At 72.9% G+C, this 16520-nt stretch carries 14 protein-coding genes; 7 read left to right on the top strand and 7 right to left on the bottom strand.

Annotated elements, in window-relative coordinates:
* Window positions 1–68 precede the first annotated feature (68 nt).
* A complete protein-coding gene (locus MTQ10_RS16385) occupies window positions 69–1421 on the top strand; it encodes a tetratricopeptide repeat protein (RefSeq protein ID WP_247468616.1) in 1353 nt (450 codons plus the stop codon).
* 72 nt (window positions 1422–1493) lie between these two features.
* Here the strand turns inward: MTQ10_RS16385 and hppD are convergent, their stop codons facing one another.
* Window positions 1494–2642, bottom strand: coding sequence for a 4-hydroxyphenylpyruvate dioxygenase (gene hppD, locus MTQ10_RS16390; RefSeq protein WP_247468571.1), 1149 nt, complete (start codon window positions 2640–2642; stop codon window positions 1494–1496).
* Window positions 2643–2769: 127 nt separating this feature from the next.
* Between hppD and MTQ10_RS16395 the strand changes: the two genes are divergently transcribed.
* From MTQ10_RS16395 to MTQ10_RS16415, 5 genes are all read left to right on the top strand, one after another.
* Window positions 2770–3249, top strand: a complete 480-nt coding sequence (locus tag MTQ10_RS16395) for an Lrp/AsnC family transcriptional regulator (RefSeq protein WP_247468574.1) — start codon at window positions 2770–2772, stop codon at window positions 3247–3249.
* A 21-nt stretch (window positions 3250–3270) separates the two neighbouring features.
* The gene (locus tag MTQ10_RS16400) at window positions 3271–3918 is read left to right on the top strand and encodes an ABC transporter permease (RefSeq protein WP_247468577.1); all 648 of its coding nucleotides are present in this window, start codon (window positions 3271–3273) and stop codon (window positions 3916–3918) included.
* Window positions 3911–5203 (top strand): betaine/proline/choline family ABC transporter ATP-binding protein, encoded by a 1293-nt coding sequence (locus MTQ10_RS16405; RefSeq protein WP_374117618.1) that lies wholly within the window; start codon window positions 3911–3913, stop codon window positions 5201–5203. The genes MTQ10_RS16400 and MTQ10_RS16405 overlap by 8 nt, the downstream gene beginning before the upstream one ends.
* Entirely contained in the window at window positions 5200–6018 is an 819-nt protein-coding gene (locus tag MTQ10_RS16410; protein WP_374117619.1) for an ABC transporter permease, read from the top strand. Before MTQ10_RS16405 ends, MTQ10_RS16410 begins: the two co-directional genes overlap by 4 nt.
* Before the next feature lie 83 nt (window positions 6019–6101).
* Complete coding sequence (locus tag MTQ10_RS16415) at window positions 6102–6983, top strand: glycine betaine ABC transporter substrate-binding protein (protein WP_308404575.1); 882 nt, start codon at window positions 6102–6104, stop codon at window positions 6981–6983.
* Window positions 6984–7129: 146 nt separating this feature from the next.
* On the opposite strand, the gene MTQ10_RS16420 is transcribed toward MTQ10_RS16415, so the two are convergent.
* The 3 genes from MTQ10_RS16420 to MTQ10_RS16430 all read right to left on the bottom strand — a co-directional run bounded on the left by MTQ10_RS16420 (window position 7130) and on the right by MTQ10_RS16430 (window position 10110).
* Window positions 7130–7921: a S16 family serine protease gene (locus MTQ10_RS16420; RefSeq protein WP_247468598.1), complete on the bottom strand. Its 792-nt coding sequence runs from the start codon at window positions 7919–7921 to the stop codon at window positions 7130–7132.
* Window positions 7922–8188: 267 nt separating this feature from the next.
* Window positions 8189–9298 carry an o-succinylbenzoate synthase gene (menC, locus tag MTQ10_RS16425; protein ID WP_247468600.1) on the bottom strand — a complete coding sequence of 370 codons (1110 nt, stop codon included), beginning with the start codon at window positions 9296–9298 and terminating at the stop codon, window positions 8189–8191.
* A complete protein-coding gene (locus MTQ10_RS16430) occupies window positions 9295–10110 on the bottom strand; it encodes a chorismate synthase (RefSeq protein WP_247468602.1) in 816 nt (271 codons plus the stop codon). The genes menC and MTQ10_RS16430 overlap by 4 nt, the downstream gene beginning before the upstream one ends.
* Window positions 10111–10270: 160 nt before the next feature.
* Here MTQ10_RS16430 and MTQ10_RS16435 point away from each other — a divergent pair, with 160 nt between their 5' ends.
* The gene (locus MTQ10_RS16435; protein WP_247468605.1) at window positions 10271–11821 is read left to right on the top strand and encodes a PucR family transcriptional regulator; all 1551 of its coding nucleotides are present in this window, start codon (window positions 10271–10273) and stop codon (window positions 11819–11821) included.
* A 13-nt stretch (window positions 11822–11834) separates the two neighbouring features.
* Here the strand turns inward: MTQ10_RS16435 and MTQ10_RS16440 are convergent, their stop codons facing one another.
* From MTQ10_RS16440 to MTQ10_RS16450, 3 genes are all read right to left on the bottom strand, one after another.
* Complete coding sequence (locus MTQ10_RS16440; protein WP_247468607.1) at window positions 11835–12476, bottom strand: IclR family transcriptional regulator; 642 nt, start codon at window positions 12474–12476, stop codon at window positions 11835–11837.
* Window positions 12477–12878: 402 nt separating this feature from the next.
* Window positions 12879–14684, bottom strand: coding sequence for a DEAD/DEAH box helicase (locus tag MTQ10_RS16445; RefSeq protein ID WP_247468610.1), 1806 nt, complete (start codon window positions 14682–14684; stop codon window positions 12879–12881).
* Window positions 14685–14816: 132 nt separating this feature from the next.
* A complete protein-coding gene (locus tag MTQ10_RS16450; RefSeq protein WP_247468613.1) occupies window positions 14817–16361 on the bottom strand; it encodes an MFS transporter in 1545 nt (514 codons plus the stop codon).
* Window positions 16362–16520 lie beyond the last annotated feature (159 nt).

Here is a 16520-nt window from a genome sequence, read left to right on the forward strand (position 1 = left end):
GTGATAAGAGACAGGCCCCGGACAGCCCCCGGCCCTCCCCCTGGCGGCGCGGTTCCCGGCGGACCTGGCTGCTGTCGGGTGCGCTGGCCGGGTGTCTGGTGCTGGGCGGCGTGCTGATGTTCCTGCCTGCCGAGCCGCCCGAGCGGCCGGTCGCGGCGGCGCCGGGACCGCAGGCGCGGGCGGCGCTGACCGCGGGCGTGCCGGCCGCGCTGCCGGATCTGACGGTGCTGATCGGCGAGCAGGAGGCGTATCTGCGCGACCACCCGAAGGACGCGAAGTCGTGGGCGCTGCTCGGCTCGGCCTATGTCGAGCAGGCCCGGCGCACGGCGGAGGCGGCGCTGTTTTCGAAGGCGGAGGACGCGCTGCGCCGCTCGCTGCGGGTCGCGCCGAAGCGGAACCCGGACGCGTCGGACGGGCTGGCGGCGCTGGCGCTGGCGCGGCGTGACTTCCGTGCCGCGCGTGAGCACGCGGAGGCCGCGCTGAAGGAGCGGCCGAAAGGCTGGCGGTCGTATCCGCTGCTGATCGAGGCGCTGACCGGGCTCGGCGACTGCAAGGGCGCCGGGCGGGCGCTGGACAAGCTGACCGACCTGCACTCGGGGCCGGCGGTGCAGGCGCGGGCGGCGGCCGTGTACCGGGAGCGGGGGTGGCGGGAGGACGCGGCGGCGGCGCTGTCGGACGCGGCTGCCGCGGCGGGTGCGCCGGCGGAGCGGGCGGCGTATCTGGAGCGGGCGGGCGAGCTGGCGTGGGAGCGCGGTGATCTCCCGGACGCGCTGCGGCATTTCCGGGCGGCGGTGCGGATCGACCCGGACCAGCGGGCGGCGCAGGCCGGGCAGGGCCGGGTGCTGGCGGCGCTGGGGCGGTCGTCGGAGGCGTTGAGCATGTACCGGGTGGCACTGGAGCGGCGGCCGGATCCGGGGTACGCGCTGGAGCTGGGTGAGCTGTACGAGTCGCTGGGGCTGCGGGACGCGGCGCGGGTCCAGTACGACCTGTTGCGGGCGCTGGTGCGGCAGCACGCGGCGGGCGGCGTCGACGGGGATCTGGTGCTGGGCCGGTTCGAGGCGGACCACGGTGATCCGGCGACGGCGGTGGGGCTGCTGCGGGCGGAGTGGCGGCGGCAGCCGGGGATCGAGGTGGCGGACGCGCTGGGGTGGGCGCTGCACCGGGCGGGCTCGGACGAGGAGGCGCTGCGGTTCGCGGTGATCGCCACGGACAAGGAGCACGGCGGTACGGTGCGCAGCGCGCCGTACGCGTATCACCGGGGGATGATCGAGCGGTCGTTGAAGCGGTACGGGCCGGCGCGCAGGCATCTTCAGGAGGCGCTGCGGATCAACCCGTACTTCTCCGTGCTGCACGCCCCGCAGGCGCGGGCGGCTCTGCGGGCCCTGGGCGAGCCGTCACCGGACGGCCCGCCCGAGGGGTGACCCCGAAGGCCCTGGCGGGCCCCAGGGGTCCGCGGGCTTTTGCGGGTCCTGCGTGTGGGGCCCTTTCGGGTCCTACAGGTTGCCGCGCTTGGCCTGCTCGCGCTCGATGGCCTCGAACAGGGCCTTGAAGTTGCCCTTGCCGAAGCCCATGGAGCCGTGGCGTTCGATGATCTCGAAGAAGACGGTCGGGCGGTCCTGGACCGGCTTGGTGAAGATCTGGAGCAGGTAGCCGTCCTCGTCGCGGTCGGCGAGGATCTTCAGCTCGCGCAGGGTGTCGATGGGGACGCGGGTCTCGCCGACCCATTCGCCGAGGGTGTCGTAGTAGGAGTCCGGGGTGTCGAGGAACTCCACGCCGGCGGCGCACATCGTGCGGACGGTGGCCACGATGTCGTTGGTGTTCAGCGCGATGTGCTGGCAGCCGGGGCCGCCGTAGAACTCCAGGTACTCGTCGATCTGGGACTTCTTCTTGGCGATGGCCGGCTCGTTGAGCGGGAACTTCACCTTCAGGGTGCCGTCGGCGACGACCTTCGACATGAGCGCGGAGTACTCGGTGGCGATGTCGTCGCCGACGAACTCCTTCATGTTGGTGAAGCCCATGACCTTGTTGTAGAAGGCCACCCACTCGTCCATCTTGCCGAGTTCGACGTTGCCGACGCAGTGGTCGATGGCCTGGAAGGTGCGCTGCGCGGGCGGTTCGACGATCGGCTTCGCGGCGACGTAGCCGGGCAGGTAGGGGCCGTCGTAGCCGGAGCGCTCGACGAGGGTGTGGCGGGTCTCGCCGTAGGTGGCGATCGCGGCGAGGACGACGGTGCCGTGCTCGTCCTTCAGCTCGTACGGCTCGGCGATGCTCTTCGCGCCCTGCTCGACGGCGTAGGCGTACGCGGCGCGCGCGTCGGGCACCTCGATGGCGAGGTCGATGACGCCGTCGCCGTGGTCGGCGACGTGCCGGGCGAGGAAGCGGCCCCAGTCGGTCGTCGGCTTGATCACGGAGGTGAACACGAACCGGGCGGAGCCGTTCTCCAGCACGTAACTGGCCGTCTCTCGGCTGCCGTTCTCCGGTCCGGAGTACGCGACGAGCTTCATGCCGAAGGCGGTGGAGTAGTAGTGCGCCGCCTGCTTGGCGTTGCCCACGGCGAAGACGACCGCGTCCATTCCCTTGACCGGGAAGGGGTCGTCCTGCCGGGCGGTCGTGTCGGGAGTGCGGTGTGTGGTCTGCGTCATGGCCGCAGACTGGACCCGCTCTGCAAGGTGCGCAATAGTTTGCGCCCCGACTGGGCAATCTGCTCACTGGTACGGCGGTATCGGCGGGCTTTCTGTACAGGATGACCACCTGGGGAGGCGGGTCCTCGTGGCGATCGATCATCTGGACGGGCGGATCATCGTGCTGTTGGCGCGGGAGCCGCGGATCGGGGTGCTGGAGATGTCCCGGCGCCTGGGTGTGGCGCGCGGGACGGTGCAGGCGCGGCTGGACCGGCTTCAGTCGAACGGAGTCATCCGCGGATTCGGTCCCGAGGTCGATCCGGCGGCGCTCGGCTATCCGGTGACGGCGTTCGCGACCTTGCAGATCCGGCAGGGCCAAGGGGCCGATGTACGGGCGCACTTGGCGACCGTGCCGGAGGTGCTGGAGCTGCACACGACGACCGGCAGCGGGGACATGCTGTGCCGTCTGGTGGCCCGCTCCAACGCGGATCTCCAGCGTGTGATCGACCGGGTCGTCGGGTTCGATGGGATTGTCCGGGCTTCCACCGCGATCGTGATGGAGAACCCCGTTCCGCTGCGGATCATCCCGCTGGTGGAGCAGGCGGCGGAGGTCCGGGACCGGACCTGACCCGTCAGGGGGTGCCCGCGCTTGAACTTCTGGGAGTACCTGAGCAGTCGCCACGAGCAGTTGCTGGCCGACGCCTGGCAGCACGCCAGCGCCGTGTTCCAGTGCATGGTGCTGGCGACGCTGATCGGTGTGCTGATCGGTGTGGTGACGTACCGCAGCAACTGGGCGGGCAATCTCGCCACCACGGCGACCTCCACGATTCTGACGATCCCGTCGCTCGCCATGATCGGTCTGCTGGTGCCGATCGTGGGTCTGGGTGTGCCGCCGACGGTGATCGCGCTGACGCTGTACGGGCTGCTGCCGATCGTGCGGAACTCGATCGTGGGTCTGCGCGGGGTGGATCCGACGCTGGTGGACGCGGCGCGCGGGATCGGCATGTCGGGGGCGGCGCGGCTGCTGCGGGTGGAACTGCCGCTGGCGTGGCCGCCCATCCTGACGGGCATCCGGGTCTCCACGCAGATGCTGATGGGCATCGCCGCGATCGCCGCGTACGCGTCCGGGCCGGGCCTGGGCAATGAGATCTTCCGCGGGCTCGCCTCGCTGGGCAGCGCGAACGCGCTGAACCAGGTGCTGGCGGGCACCCTCGGGATCATCATCCTCGCTCTGCTGTTCGACGCCGGGTATGTGCTGATCGGGCGTCTGACCATTCCCAGGGGGATCCGTGTCTGACACCGCGCCGCAGAAGACAGCCGACGGGCAGGCCCCGGCGGAGGAGCAGGCCCCCTCCGACGGTCACGGGGCCTCCATCGAGCTGGAGAACCTGACCAAGAAGTATCCCGGCAGCCCGCAGCCGGCCGTGGACAACGTGTCCATGGAGATCAAGGCCGGCGAGACGGTGATCTTCGTGGGGCCGTCGGGCTGCGGGAAGTCCACCACCCTGAAGATGATCAACCGGCTGATCGAGCCGAGCGGCGGCCGGATCCGCATCGGCGGCGAGGACGTCACCGACATCGACCCGGTGAAGCTGCGCCGCAAGGTCGGGTACGCGATCCAGTCGGCCGGGCTGTTCCCGCACATGACGGTCGCGCAGAACATCGCCCTCGTACCGAAGATGATCGGCTGGTCCCGGGCGCGGATCGCCTCCCGTGTGGAGGAGCTGCTGGACCTGGTCGGTCTGGACCCCGGCGAGTTCCACGGCCGCTATCCGCGCCAGCTCTCCGGCGGTCAGCAGCAGCGTGTGGGCGTGGCGCGGGCGCTGGCAGCGGACCCGCCGGTGCTGCTGATGGACGAACCGTTCGGCGCGGTCGATCCGATCACCCGCGACCACCTCCAGGACGAGCTGATCAGGCTCCAGCACGAGCTGCACAAGACGATCGTGTTCGTCACCCATGACTTCGACGAGGCGATCAAGCTGGGCGACCGGATCGCCGTGCTGCGGGAACGCTCGCACATCGCCCAGTTCGACACCCCGGAGGCGATCCTGACCAACCCGGCCGACGACTTCGTCTCCGGTTTCGTCGGCGCCGGCGCGGCGCTGAAGCGGCTGAACCTGACCCGCGTACGGGACGTGGGGATCACGGACTATCCGACGGTGACCGTGGACACGCCGCTCCAGGAGATCTTCCTGCTGCTGCGCTCCAGCGGCACCAACGAGATCCTGCTGCTGGACCGGCGCCGCCGCCCCTACAAGTGGCTGCGGCGCGGCGATCTGATGCGGGCGCGCGGCTCCCTGGCCCGCGCGGGCACGCTGGTGCACGACACGGTGACCCGGGACGCCACCCTGCGGGACGCGCTGGAGGCGGTGCTGACGGACAACGCGGGCCGGGTCGCGGTGACCGGGCGGCGCGGCGAGTACGAGGGCGTCGTCGACATGGAGACGCTGATGAACTCGGTGCACGAACTGCTGGAGGCCGACCGGCTGGACGCCATGGAGCACCGGCACGACCTGGAGGAGATCCGCGCGGCGCAGACCCACGCCGAGCAGGAGGGCGGGGCGGGAGGGCAGAAGGCGTGAGCGCCCCGGAACTGCTCCCGGACGGCACGGACGAGGAACAGCCGGAACCGTCGGCCCCCGCGCCCGCGCCGCGCAGGCCCCGCATCGGCTGGCGGAAGCTGACGTTCCTGCCGGCGGCGCTGGTCCTGCTGCTGCTGGCGACGTGGCTGTGGTTCGACCAGGCCGACCTGGACCCGATCAGCGAGAACGCCCTGTCGAACGGGCAGGTGACGAAGGCGTTGTGGCAGCACGTGCAGCTGACGGTGATCTCCACGTTCTTCGTGCTGATCATCGCGATCCCGCTGGGCATCCTGCTGACCCGGCCCACGTTCCGCAAGGCCACGCCCGTCGCGATGGCCCTGGCCAACATCGGGCAGGCCACCCCGGCGATCGGCCTGCTGGCGCTGCTGGTGATCTGGCTGGGCATCGGCCGCCGGGCGGCGCTGATCGGGATCATCGCCTACGCCGTGCTGCCGGTGCTGTCGAACACCATCGCCGGCCTGGACGCCAACGACCCGACCCTGCTGGAGGCGGCGCGCGGGATCGGCATGTCCCCGCTGGGTGTGCTGCTGCGGGTGGAGCTGCCGCTGGCGGTGCCGCTGATCCTGGCCGGTGTGCGCACGGCGCTGGTGCTCAACGTCGGTACGGCGACGCTGGCGACGTTCGGCGGGGGCGGCGGGCTCGGGGTGCTGATCACGACCGGCATCACCACGCAGCGGATGCCGGTGCTGGTGCTCGGCTCGATCCTCACCGTGGCGCTGGCGCTGCTGGTGGACTGGCTGGCGTCCCTGGCCGAGCTGCTGCTGCGGCCCCGCGGACTGGAGGCGGGCTCGTGAGGCGGACGGCGGGCACCGGGACGGTGGGCGTGCTGCTGGCGGGCGCATTGCTCGCGGCGTGCGGCCTGACCAGCGGCTCCCCCATGACCGACGATGTGGAGCCCGGCTCGATCGGGCAGGGCGAGCCGCTGAAGGGCGCCCATCTGACGGTGACGTCGAAGTCGTTCACGGAGAGCCTGATCATGGGCGCGATGATGGGCATCGCGCTGCAGGCCGCCGGCGCGGACGTCGTCGACCGGACCGGCATCCAGGGCTCCATCGGCGGACGCGAGGCGATCCGGAGCGGTGACGCGGACGCCATGTACGAGTACACGGGCACCGCGTGGATCACGTATCAGGGCAACGACAAGCCCATCGCCGACCCGCACAAGCAGTGGGAGGCGGTGCGTGACGCCGACCGCGGCCAGGGGGTGGCGTGGCTGCCGCCCGCGGCCCTGAACAACACGTACGCGCTGGCCATGAACGAGGCCAACTTCAAGAAGTACGGCACGAAGACCCTGTCCGACGTGGCCGCCCTCGCCAAACGCGACCCGGGCGCGGTGACGCTGTGCGTGGAGAGCGAGTTCGCCAACCGCGCCGACGGGCTGCCGGGCATGGAGAAGGCGTACGGCATGAAGATCCCGGCGAAGAACGTCACGCAGATGGACACCGGGATCATCTACACGCAGACCGAGAAGGGGAAGTGCACCTTCGGCGAGGTGTTCACCACCGACGGGCGGATCAAGTCCATGCACCTGGTGGTGATGGACGACGACCGGCACTTCTTCCCCAACTACAACGCGGCCCCCGTGATCAACGCGCAGACGCTGAAGCAGTGGCCGGCGATCACTAAGGTCCTCGACCCGGTGACGGCGAAGCTGACGAACGCCGTGGCGCAGGAGCTGAACGCCAAGGTGGACGTGGACGGGGAGGACCCGCATCAGGTGGCGCTGGACTGGATGAAGAAGGAGGGGTTCGTGAAGTAGGGGCGCCGCGGGAGCCGGAGGGGCGGCGAGCGCAGCGGGGGCGGAGGGGCGGCGGGCCGCGGCGGGCGGCACCTCGCACGTCCGAGCCGGCGCTCGCCGTGTAGCCGTACGGCCGTACACCGTGCCGTACGGCTGTACGGCCGCCGTCAGCAGCTGGGGACCGTGCCCTTGCCCTTCGCCAGCGCGACCAGGGCGTCGACCGCGCCCTTCAGCGTCGTGACCGGCACGAGCCGCAGCCCCTTCGGCAGCTCCGCCTTCGCGTCGTCGCACTCGGCCTTCGGCACGAGGAACACCGTCGCCCCGTCCCGCCGCGCGGCCTGCGTCTTCAGCGCGACGCCGCCGACGGCGCCGACCTTGCCGTCCGGGCTGATCGTGCCCGTGCCGGCGATGACCCGGCCGCCGGTGAGGTCGCCGCCGCTGCCGTCGCCGTCCAGCTTGTCGATGATGCCCAGCGAGAACAGCAGCCCGGCGCTGGGCCCGCCGACGTCCTCCAGCGTCAGATCGACCTTGACGTCCTTCTCGCTGAGGCGCAGGTAGCCCAGCGCGGCGGAGGTCGCCCGGCTCTGCGACTCCTCCATCTCCCGCGTGTTGTGCTGCTCGATCTCCTTCAGATCGCCCCCGCCGGGGTACACCGAGTCGACCGGCATGACCGCCCGGTCCTTCGCGAACCAGCCGTCCACGACATCGCCGAGCGAGATCCGCGCGTCCGGCGGCGTCGCCTCGATGGTGACCATCCGCAGCTCGCCGCTGGTCCGCCGGGTCGGCGCACCAGAAATGGTGATCACCGGGGTGCCCTTGTTGTCGCCCAGCACGTTCGCCGTCATCCCGGGCTGCGCCAGCACGAACGGCAGCGGGGCGAAGGCCGCCGTGGCGATCAGGGCCGCGACGGGCAGACCGCAGACGGCCAGGGCCTGGGGGCGTGAGAGGCGAGAGAGCACGGGGTCAATCTAACGTGAGGGGCGGGACGGGCCGAGCGCCAGGTGACGGGCCTCCGTCCCGGCCGGGCGCCGGTCGCGGAACCCTCCGTCCCGACGGGTGCCGGTCGCGGAACCCTCCGTCCCGACGGGTGCCGGTCGCGGAGCCTCCGTCCCGACGGCTTCCGGTCGCAGCGCCTCCGTCCCGGCCGGATACCGGTCGCAGCGCCTCCGTCCCGGCCGTCGGCCGGGCACGGCGCACGGGGCGTCGCGCCCGCCGCCGGCCGCCCCTCACCTCACGTACAGATCCCGCCGCTCCCGCGTGAAGCGGCGCAGGGCGTCCGGGAGGGGCTCGACGCCGATGCCGGGGCCCGTCGGCACCGGCAGATGCCCGTCGTCCAGCACGAACGGCTCGGTGATGTCCTCGGCGAAGTAGCGGGCGGACGCGGAGGTGTCGCCGGGCAGCGTGAACCCGGGCAGCGCGGCCAGCGCCAGGTTCGGGGCGCGACCGATGCCGGTCTCCAGCATGCCGCCGCACCACACGGGCACGCCGTGCGCGGACGCCACGTCGTGCACGCGACGCGCCTCCAGGTAGCCGCCGACGCGGGCCGGTTTGATGTTGACGACGCGGCAGGCGTCCAGCGCGATCGCGGACGCGGTGTCGCGAGCGTTGTGCAGGGACTCGTCCAGACAGACGGGCGTGGCCAGCCGCTGCTGGAGCCGGGCGTGGGCGTACAGGTTGTTCTCGTCGAGGGGCTCCTCGATCAGCAGCAGCCCGAACTCGTCCAGGCGCCGCAGATGCTCCGCGTCGGCGAGGGTGTACGCGGTGTTGGCGTCGACCTGGAGCGGCAGCTCGGCCCCGAACCGCTCACGCACGGCCCGGACGGGCGCCAGATCCCAGCCCGGTTCGATCTTCAGCTTGATCCGGACGTACCCCTCGGCGAGATACCGCTCGACGTCGTCCAGCAGCGCGGGGACGGAGTCCTTGATGCCGACCGAGACACCCGCCGGGACCCGGTCGCGGACCGCGCCGAGATACGCCGCCAGCGGCATGCCGTACGACCGCAGCTCCGCGTCCAGGACCGCCGTCTCCAGCGCCGCCTTCGCCAGCTCGTGCCCCTTGACGCCGGCGAGGGCGGGGCCCAGCGCGGCGGCGGTCAGCCGGGGCAGGGCGGCGGCCCGCGGCACCAGAAAGTCCCGCAGCACCAGTTCGGCGCCGGCGGTGAACTCGGAGCAGTAGCGGGGCTCGGGGTCGGCGGCGAACTCCGACCAGCCCTCCGCCTCGTCGGTGACGACGTGCAGCAGGAAGGTGTCCTTGTCCGTCATCGTCCCGAAGGACGTACGGAAGGGGGTGACGAGGGGGATCGCCACGTGCACGATCTCGACGCGCTCCAGCTTCATGCGGTCGCGCCCTCCCCGCCGGCCCCGGTCCCGGTGCGGGTCAGCGTGTACCAGCCGTCGCGGGACATGCCGGTCGCGGCGAAGCCCTGCTCGAACGCCCCGGTGAACACCTCCCGCACGGCGTACCGCCAGCGCAGCGCCAGCACCGGGTCGGCGGCGCGCAGCCGCACGATGTCGTCGGGGACACGGCACCACAGGCGCCGGTCGCCGTCCCGGTGGGCGAGCGGCCCGCCGTCGGGCGCGGTGGCGACCACGGGGGCCGAGGCCCGGTCCGCGTCCTCGCGCCCGTCCGCGGTGTCGCGCTCGTCGTACGCCGGTGCGGGCACGGTCAGATCCCAGGTCACCGTCAGCCGGTCGCTCTCGTCGCCGCTGTTCACGCCGTCCGACATCGGGCCGTAGAAGTCGACGAGGTACTCCGCGGCGACCGCGCCCAGCTTGACCAGGTTGAAGCGGGCGTTGCGGCCGACGAGCGGGTCGAACGTCCAGCGCATGACGCGGGCGCCGCGCTCCAGCGCCCAGGCGCGCTGAGCCTCCTTCACCCGGTGGCCGAGGCCGCGCTCGGCGGCGGCGACCAGGGAGTACGTCTGGCCGTCCGGCCCGGACACGGCGACCGCCGCGCCCACGAGCCGCCCGTCCGTCTCGGCCGCGTGGACGGCGCCGCCCGCGTGAACCAGGCTCTTCAGCACCTCCGCCGGGAACGGCGGGGCGGTGCGAGGGGTCTGCCAGACATCGCTGAAGTAGGCGGCCACGGCGGCGAGGGACGCCACGTCACGGACGCTGCGAACGGGAGCCGGAGCGGGTGCGAGGGTCATGGCACGAGTGTGCGGGCCGGGCACGGGCCGCGGGTTGTGGGCTCCGACAAGGACGACGTACGGTCATTGAGGGATCGGCCAATGCTTCGACGGGACGTTTCGTACTTTCACGGAACTACCGGTGCCCTCTCCTCCTGGTGAATCCCACGAACGGAACCCGATGGACGTCTGCACCCTCGGCGACCTGCTGGACGCCGTCGACGGCCCCGTCCGGCTCGTGGCCGCGCCGCGCGGGCTCACCGCCCCGGTCACCGAGGCGCTGCTGTACGACGCCCACGCCCCGCTCCCCCGCGTGCCGGGCGCGCTGCTGCTGGCGGTGGGGGTGCGGCCGGACGACGCCGGGCCGGTGCTGGCGGCTGCGGCGGAGGCCGGGATGACGGGCGTGGTGGTGCGCGGCTCGGACGGCCACTCCCCCGCCGACGCGGAGGCGCACGGGGTGGCGCTGCTGTCGGTCGGCGAGGACGCGGCCTGGCATCACGTGCATCTGCTGCTCGCGTCCGCCGCGGGCGCCCGGCCCGCCCTCACCGCGGGCGGGCGCGGTGACCTGTTCGCGCTGGCGGACGCGATCGCGGCGGCGGCAGGCGGGGCGACAGCGGTGGAGGACCCGCGTCAGCGCATCCTGGCCTATTCGACGGTGCCGGGCCAGCCCGTCGACGAGGACCGCAGGCAGGGCATCCTCGGCCTCCAGGTGCCGTCCAGCGTGGACAACACCGACCAGTACCGGCAGCTGCTCGCCGCCGACGGCCCGCTCCGGCTGCCCGCGCTGGCCGACGACCAGCTGCCCAGGCTGGCGGTCGCCGTCCGGGCGGGCGGCGAGACCCTCGGCTCGATCTGGGTGGTCGACTCCGGCAGCCTCGCCCCCGACGCGGAGGACACCCTCGCACGGGGCGCCTCCACGGCGGCGCTGCTGCTGCTCAGGGCCCGCGCCGCGCAGGAGCTGACCCGGCACCTCAGCGGCGACCTCATGCGCCGCCTGCTGGAAGGCACGGCGGACGCCGCCACGGCCGCGAACCGGCTGGGCCTGGACGGCGCGGTGCGGGTCGCGGCGTTCGTGCCGGACGCCCCGGCGAGCGCACCGGACGCCGAGCGCACCGCCCTGCGCCTGCTGGACGTCGTACGCCTCCAGTGCGAGGTGCGCTACGGGCGGCACGCGTGCGTCCTGGTCGACGGGGTGGTGTACGCGCTACTGCCCGCGCCGGGCGCACGACATCGCGCGCTCGCCGAGGACATCGTGGCGCGGGCCGGGCAGGCACTGCGGGTGCCGGTGCGGGCGGCGCTGGGCGAACTGGTGCCCGACGCGGCGGGCGCGGCGGACTCCCGCAGGGACGCCGACCTGGTGCTGCGGGTGCTCGGGCCGGACGTGCCGGTCGCGTCGATCGACGAGGCACGGCCGCGGGTGGTGCTGCTGCGGCTGCGGGAACTCATGGCCGAGCACCGGGAGCTGAGCGCGGGCGGCGCCTGGCGCAGGGTGCTGGCCTACGACGCCGAGCACGGCACCGAGCACGCCCGGACCCTGCTGAGCTGGTTCGACGCGGGCTGCGACATGGCGGGCGCGGCACGCCGACTCGCCGTCCACCCCAACACCTGCCGGTACCGGCTGCGCCAGGTGCAGCAGCAGGCGGGCATCGACCTCGACGATCCCGACGAGCGGCTGGTGCTGTGGCTGCAACTGCGCGCCCTGGCCGAGCCGGGCCCGGACACGGCGGCCTGAGGCCGCGCCCGCGTCAGCGCAGCGCCTCCGCGACCTCCCGGGCCGCATCGACCACGCGCGGTCCGACACGCTCGGGCACGGCGTCGGCCAGCATCACCACGCCCACGCTGCCCTCGACGCCGGTCACCCCCAGCAGGGGCGCCGCCGCGCCGCACGCGCCGGCCTCCAGCTCGCCGTGGGTGAGGGTGTAGCCGGGGTCGCCCAGGGGGTGGGCCCGCGCGGCGAGGATCGCCCGGCCGGCCGCGCCCCGGTCCAGCGGGTGGCGGAACCCTGGCCGGTAGGCGACGTGGTAGTCGGTCCAGGTCGGCTCCACGACTGCCACGGCCAGCGCCTCGGAGCCGTCCACCAGCGTCAGATGCGCCGTCGCGCCGATGTCCTCGGCCAGCGACCGCAGCGCGGGCAGCGCGGCCTCCCGTACCAGGGGATGCACCTGCCTGCCCAGCCGCAGCACGCCGAGGCCCACGCGGGCACGCCCGCCCAGATCGCGCCGTACCAGCGCGTGCTGTTCCAGGGTGGCGAGCAGCCGGTACACCACGGTCCGGTTCACGCCCAGTTTGTTGGAAAGCTCGGTGACGGTCAGCCCGTGGTCCGTGTCGGCCAGCAGCTTGAGGACGCGCAGTCCCCGGTCGAGCGTCTGAGAGGTCTCCGCGGTCACGACGCCCACTCCTCCTGGTGGTGAGGTCGGCGGCCCCGGCACGAGGGTTCTGCGTCGCCGAGTCCCGTACGGCGACGCGCGTCAGAGGCCGCCGATCGGTGACGATCCGGGTGCGCTCCGGACCGGTCGCTTCACGGCTGCGCTCCGCGGCGGCGCTGCCACGGGGCGTGTGCGTAGCGGGACAGTAGCGAAGCAGGTTCGCTCAGCGGAAGGCTCCGTCCAGAATCCGGTCAAGGACCAGTACCGGCCTATCTGGGTTTGCCCCGAAACGTACGGCGCCCGATTGACCGTCTCACCACCGGCAACGGGCCCACCGGGCGCCCCCACGGGCACCCGGGCCCCCTCGGCACCACTCGCCCCGCAGGCGCCACGGCCCGCGCGAGGACCGGGGTGCCTGCGGCGTCACTTCATCCGCGTCGCCCACTCCTGCACCTTGGCGATGCGCTGCCGCAGCTGCCCCGCCGTCGCCTCCGCGCTCGGCGGGCCGCCGCACACGCGCCGCAGCTCGGTGTGGATCACGCCGTGCGGTTTGCCGCTCTGGTGGACGTACGCGCCGACCATCGTGTTGAGCTGCCGGCGCAGCTCCATCAGCTCCTTGTGCGTGACGACGGGCCGGCGCTCGGCGGGGAGCTCCAGCAGGTCGGCCTCCTCGGCCGGCTTCTTGCGGCTGTGCGCGATCTGCCGGGCCTGCCGCTTCTGCAACAGCAACTGCACCTGCTCGGGCTCCAGCAGACCGGGGATGCCGAGGTAGTCCTGCTCCTCCTCGCTGCCCGGGTGGGCCTGCATGCCGAACTCGGCGCCGTTGTACATGACCCGGTCGAAGACGGCGTCGGACTCCAGCGCCTCGAAGGGCAGCATGTCCTGCTCGCCGGTGTCCTCGTCCTGCTCCCGGTTGGCCTCCTCCATCTCCTTCTCGGACTCGGCGTACGGGTCCTCCTCGCCGTCCTTCTTCGGCTTGTCGAGGACGTGGTCGCGCTCGCGCTCCATCTCGTTGGCGAAGGACAGCAGGTCGGGCACGGTCGGCAGGAACACGGACGCCGTCTCGCCGCGCCTGCGGGACCGGACGAAGCGGCCGACGGCCTGAGCGAAGAACAGCGGCGTGGAGATCGTCGTCGCGTACACACCGACCGCGAGGCGCGGCACGTCGACGCCCTCGGACACCATGCGCACGGCGACCATCCACCGGTCGTCGCCCGCGCTGAACTCGTCGATCTTCTTCGACGCTCCCGCGTCGTCGGACAGGACGAGGGTCGCCTTGTGGCCGGTGATGTCCCGGATGAGCTTGGCGTAGGCGCGGGCCGCCTCCTGGTCGGAGGCGATGACGAGGGCACCGGCGTCCGGGATGGACTTGCGGACCTCGGTGAGCCGCTGGTCGGCGGCGCGCAGCACGGACGGCATCCACTCGCCGCGCGGGTCGAGCGCGGTGCGCCAGGCCTGGCTGATGGCGTCCTTGGTCATGGGCTCGCCGAGGCGGGCCTCGATCTCGTCGCCGGCCTTGGTGCGCCAGCGCATGTTGCCGCTGTACGACAGGAAGATCACCGGGCGGACGACGCCGTCGGCGAGGGCGGAGCCGTAGCCGTAGGTGTAGTCGGCGGCGGAGCGGCGGATGCCGTCGGGGCCTTCCTCGTACGTGACGAAGGGGATGGGGTTGGTGTCGGAGCGGAACGGCGTACCGGTCAGGGCGAGCCGGCGTGTGGCGGGCTCGAACGCCTCCAGGCAGGCCTCGCCCCACGACTTGGAGTCACCGGCGTGGTGGATCTCGTCGAGGATCACGAGGGTCTTGCGCTGCTCGGAACGGTTGCGGTGCAGCATGGGCCGCACACCGACTCCGGCGTAGGTGACGGCGACCCCGTCGTACTCCCGGCCGAGCGGGCCCGCGCTGTACTCGGGGTCCAGCTTGATCCCTATGCGGGCGGCGGCCTCCGCCCACTGCTTCTTCAGATGCTCGGTGGGTGCGACGACCGTGACCTGCTGCACCACATGGTGGTGGAGCAGCCAGGAGGCCAGCGTCAGGGCGAAGGTCGTCTTGCCGGCGCCGGGGGTGGCGACGGCGAGGAAGTCGCGCGGCTGCTCCTGGATGTACTTCTCCATCGCGCCCTGCTGCCAGGCGCGCAGCTTGCTGGCGGTGCCCCAGGGGGCGCGGCCGGGGAACGCGGGCGACAGGTGGTGCGAGTGCGAGGTGCTGGAGCTGGCGGCGGTGGTAGTCACGGTCTCCGTCGGGGGTCGGGCTCGGCTACGTATGACAACCGGGCCACCCTACCGGCGCCCCGGCCGGCCCGAGGCGCCAACAGGCCCGCGTCCGCCGAGGGTGGGACCCACGTCACAGCCGCCCCCGCAGGCTCACTTCTCCCGCAGCCGGGTCGTCACCCAGGCCCCCGCCAGCGCCACCACGGCCATCGGCAGGAAGACGGCGGCGAACGCGGCCGGGTGGGAGACCGTGCCCTCGACCTGCGTGACCGTGTGGCCCGCCGCGGAGCCCCCGCCGAGAGCCGCGAAGGCGGCGCCGCCCGCCGCGAGGAGCAGGACATTGGCGAGGCCGTCGGAGATCTGCAACGCGGCCGAGTTCGTGCCGGCCTCCTCCGGCGCGGACAGCTTCAGCAGCAGCACGCTGGTGGAGGAGATCACCAGGCCCATGCCGAAGCAGCCGAACGCCCAGGCCACGGCCACCGTCCACACCGGCACCGCGTCCACGAGGACGCTGGGCGCGGTCGCGATGGCCGCCGCGACGAGCACCATGCCGAGGGTGGTGAGCCGTTCCCGGTACGGCTCGACACGCGGCCGGGACTGCACCCAGGAGCCCAGCGCCCACGTCCCGCCGCCCGCGGCCAGCGAGAACCCGGCGAGGGTCGGCGACAGGCCCCGTTCGGTGACCAGCATCAGCGGCACGAACGACTCGGCGGCGACGAACGACCCCGCGGCCACGCCGCGCAGCAGCACCACCGACGGCAGGCCGCGCGCCGCCCGGTATGTGCCGCGGGGCAGCAGCCCCCGCACGGCCGGCACGAGCAGCGCGGCCCCGGCGACGCCCGCGGCGAGCGGGAGCAGGCCGGTCGGGTCCTGGGCGGCGTACTGGACGAGCCCCGCGCCGAGGGAGACGGCGAACGCGAGCCGGATACGCCGCCGGTCGACGGACGCGGCCGGGGCACGGCCGCCGCTGCCGCTGCCCTTGTCGCTGTCGCTGTCGCTGTCGCTGTCGCTGTCGCCGAGGGTGCCGCTGTCGACGGGCCCGGCCGCGCGCCGGCGTATCTGCGGCAGGGCCAGCGCCATCGGCAGCACGACGAGCACGGGGATGCCGACGAACACCCAACGCCAGCCCAGGTGTTCGGTGACGGCACCGGCGGCCAGCGGCCCGACGATCGACGGTACGACCCAGCTCGCGGCGAACGCCGCCATGATCGCGGGCCGCAGCCGCTCCGGGTAGGCGCGGCCGACGACCACGTACAGGGCGACGATCACCAGCCCTCCGCCGAACCCCTGCACCGCCCGGCCGAGGACGAACACCCACATCGCGCCGGCGGTCCCGGCCAGCAGCAGCCCCGCGGCGAACGCGGCGATACCGCAGGTCAGCGCGCCGAGAGGGCCGCGCCGGTCGGACCACTGCCCGGCGAGCACCATGCCGAAGAGGCTGGTGGTGAAGTACCCGGAGAACGCGAACGCGTACAGCGACACCCCGTGCAGCTCGTGCGCGGCGACCGGCATCGCCGTACCGACGGCCGTCGCCTCGAAGGCGATCAGCAGCACGACGGAGACGACGCCGATGCTCAACGCCCGGTACGCCCGCCCGAGCACGCCCTCCTCGGGGGGCTCGGCGGGACGACCGGGAGCGAGGGCATCACCGGTTTCGGAACCGGATGCGGCGGTGTCACGGGGTTCGACTGCGACCATGCCCGCCAGCGTAAGGTCCGATCCTCGTTTTCACACCTGTCCGGAGAAGGGGCCGTCCTCCACCCCGGGACGTAGGACCTCGGCACGACGACGCGCCGAGCCCGGTTTCATGAACGCCGTGTGGCAGTCGTATTGCACCCCCGCCGTCCCCCTTGAGCC

Origin of the sequence: Streptomyces sp. XM83C (genome assembly GCF_023072675.1) — a bacterium.
Lineage (GTDB): Bacteria > Actinomycetota > Actinomycetes > Streptomycetales > Streptomycetaceae > Streptomyces > Streptomyces thermocoprophilus.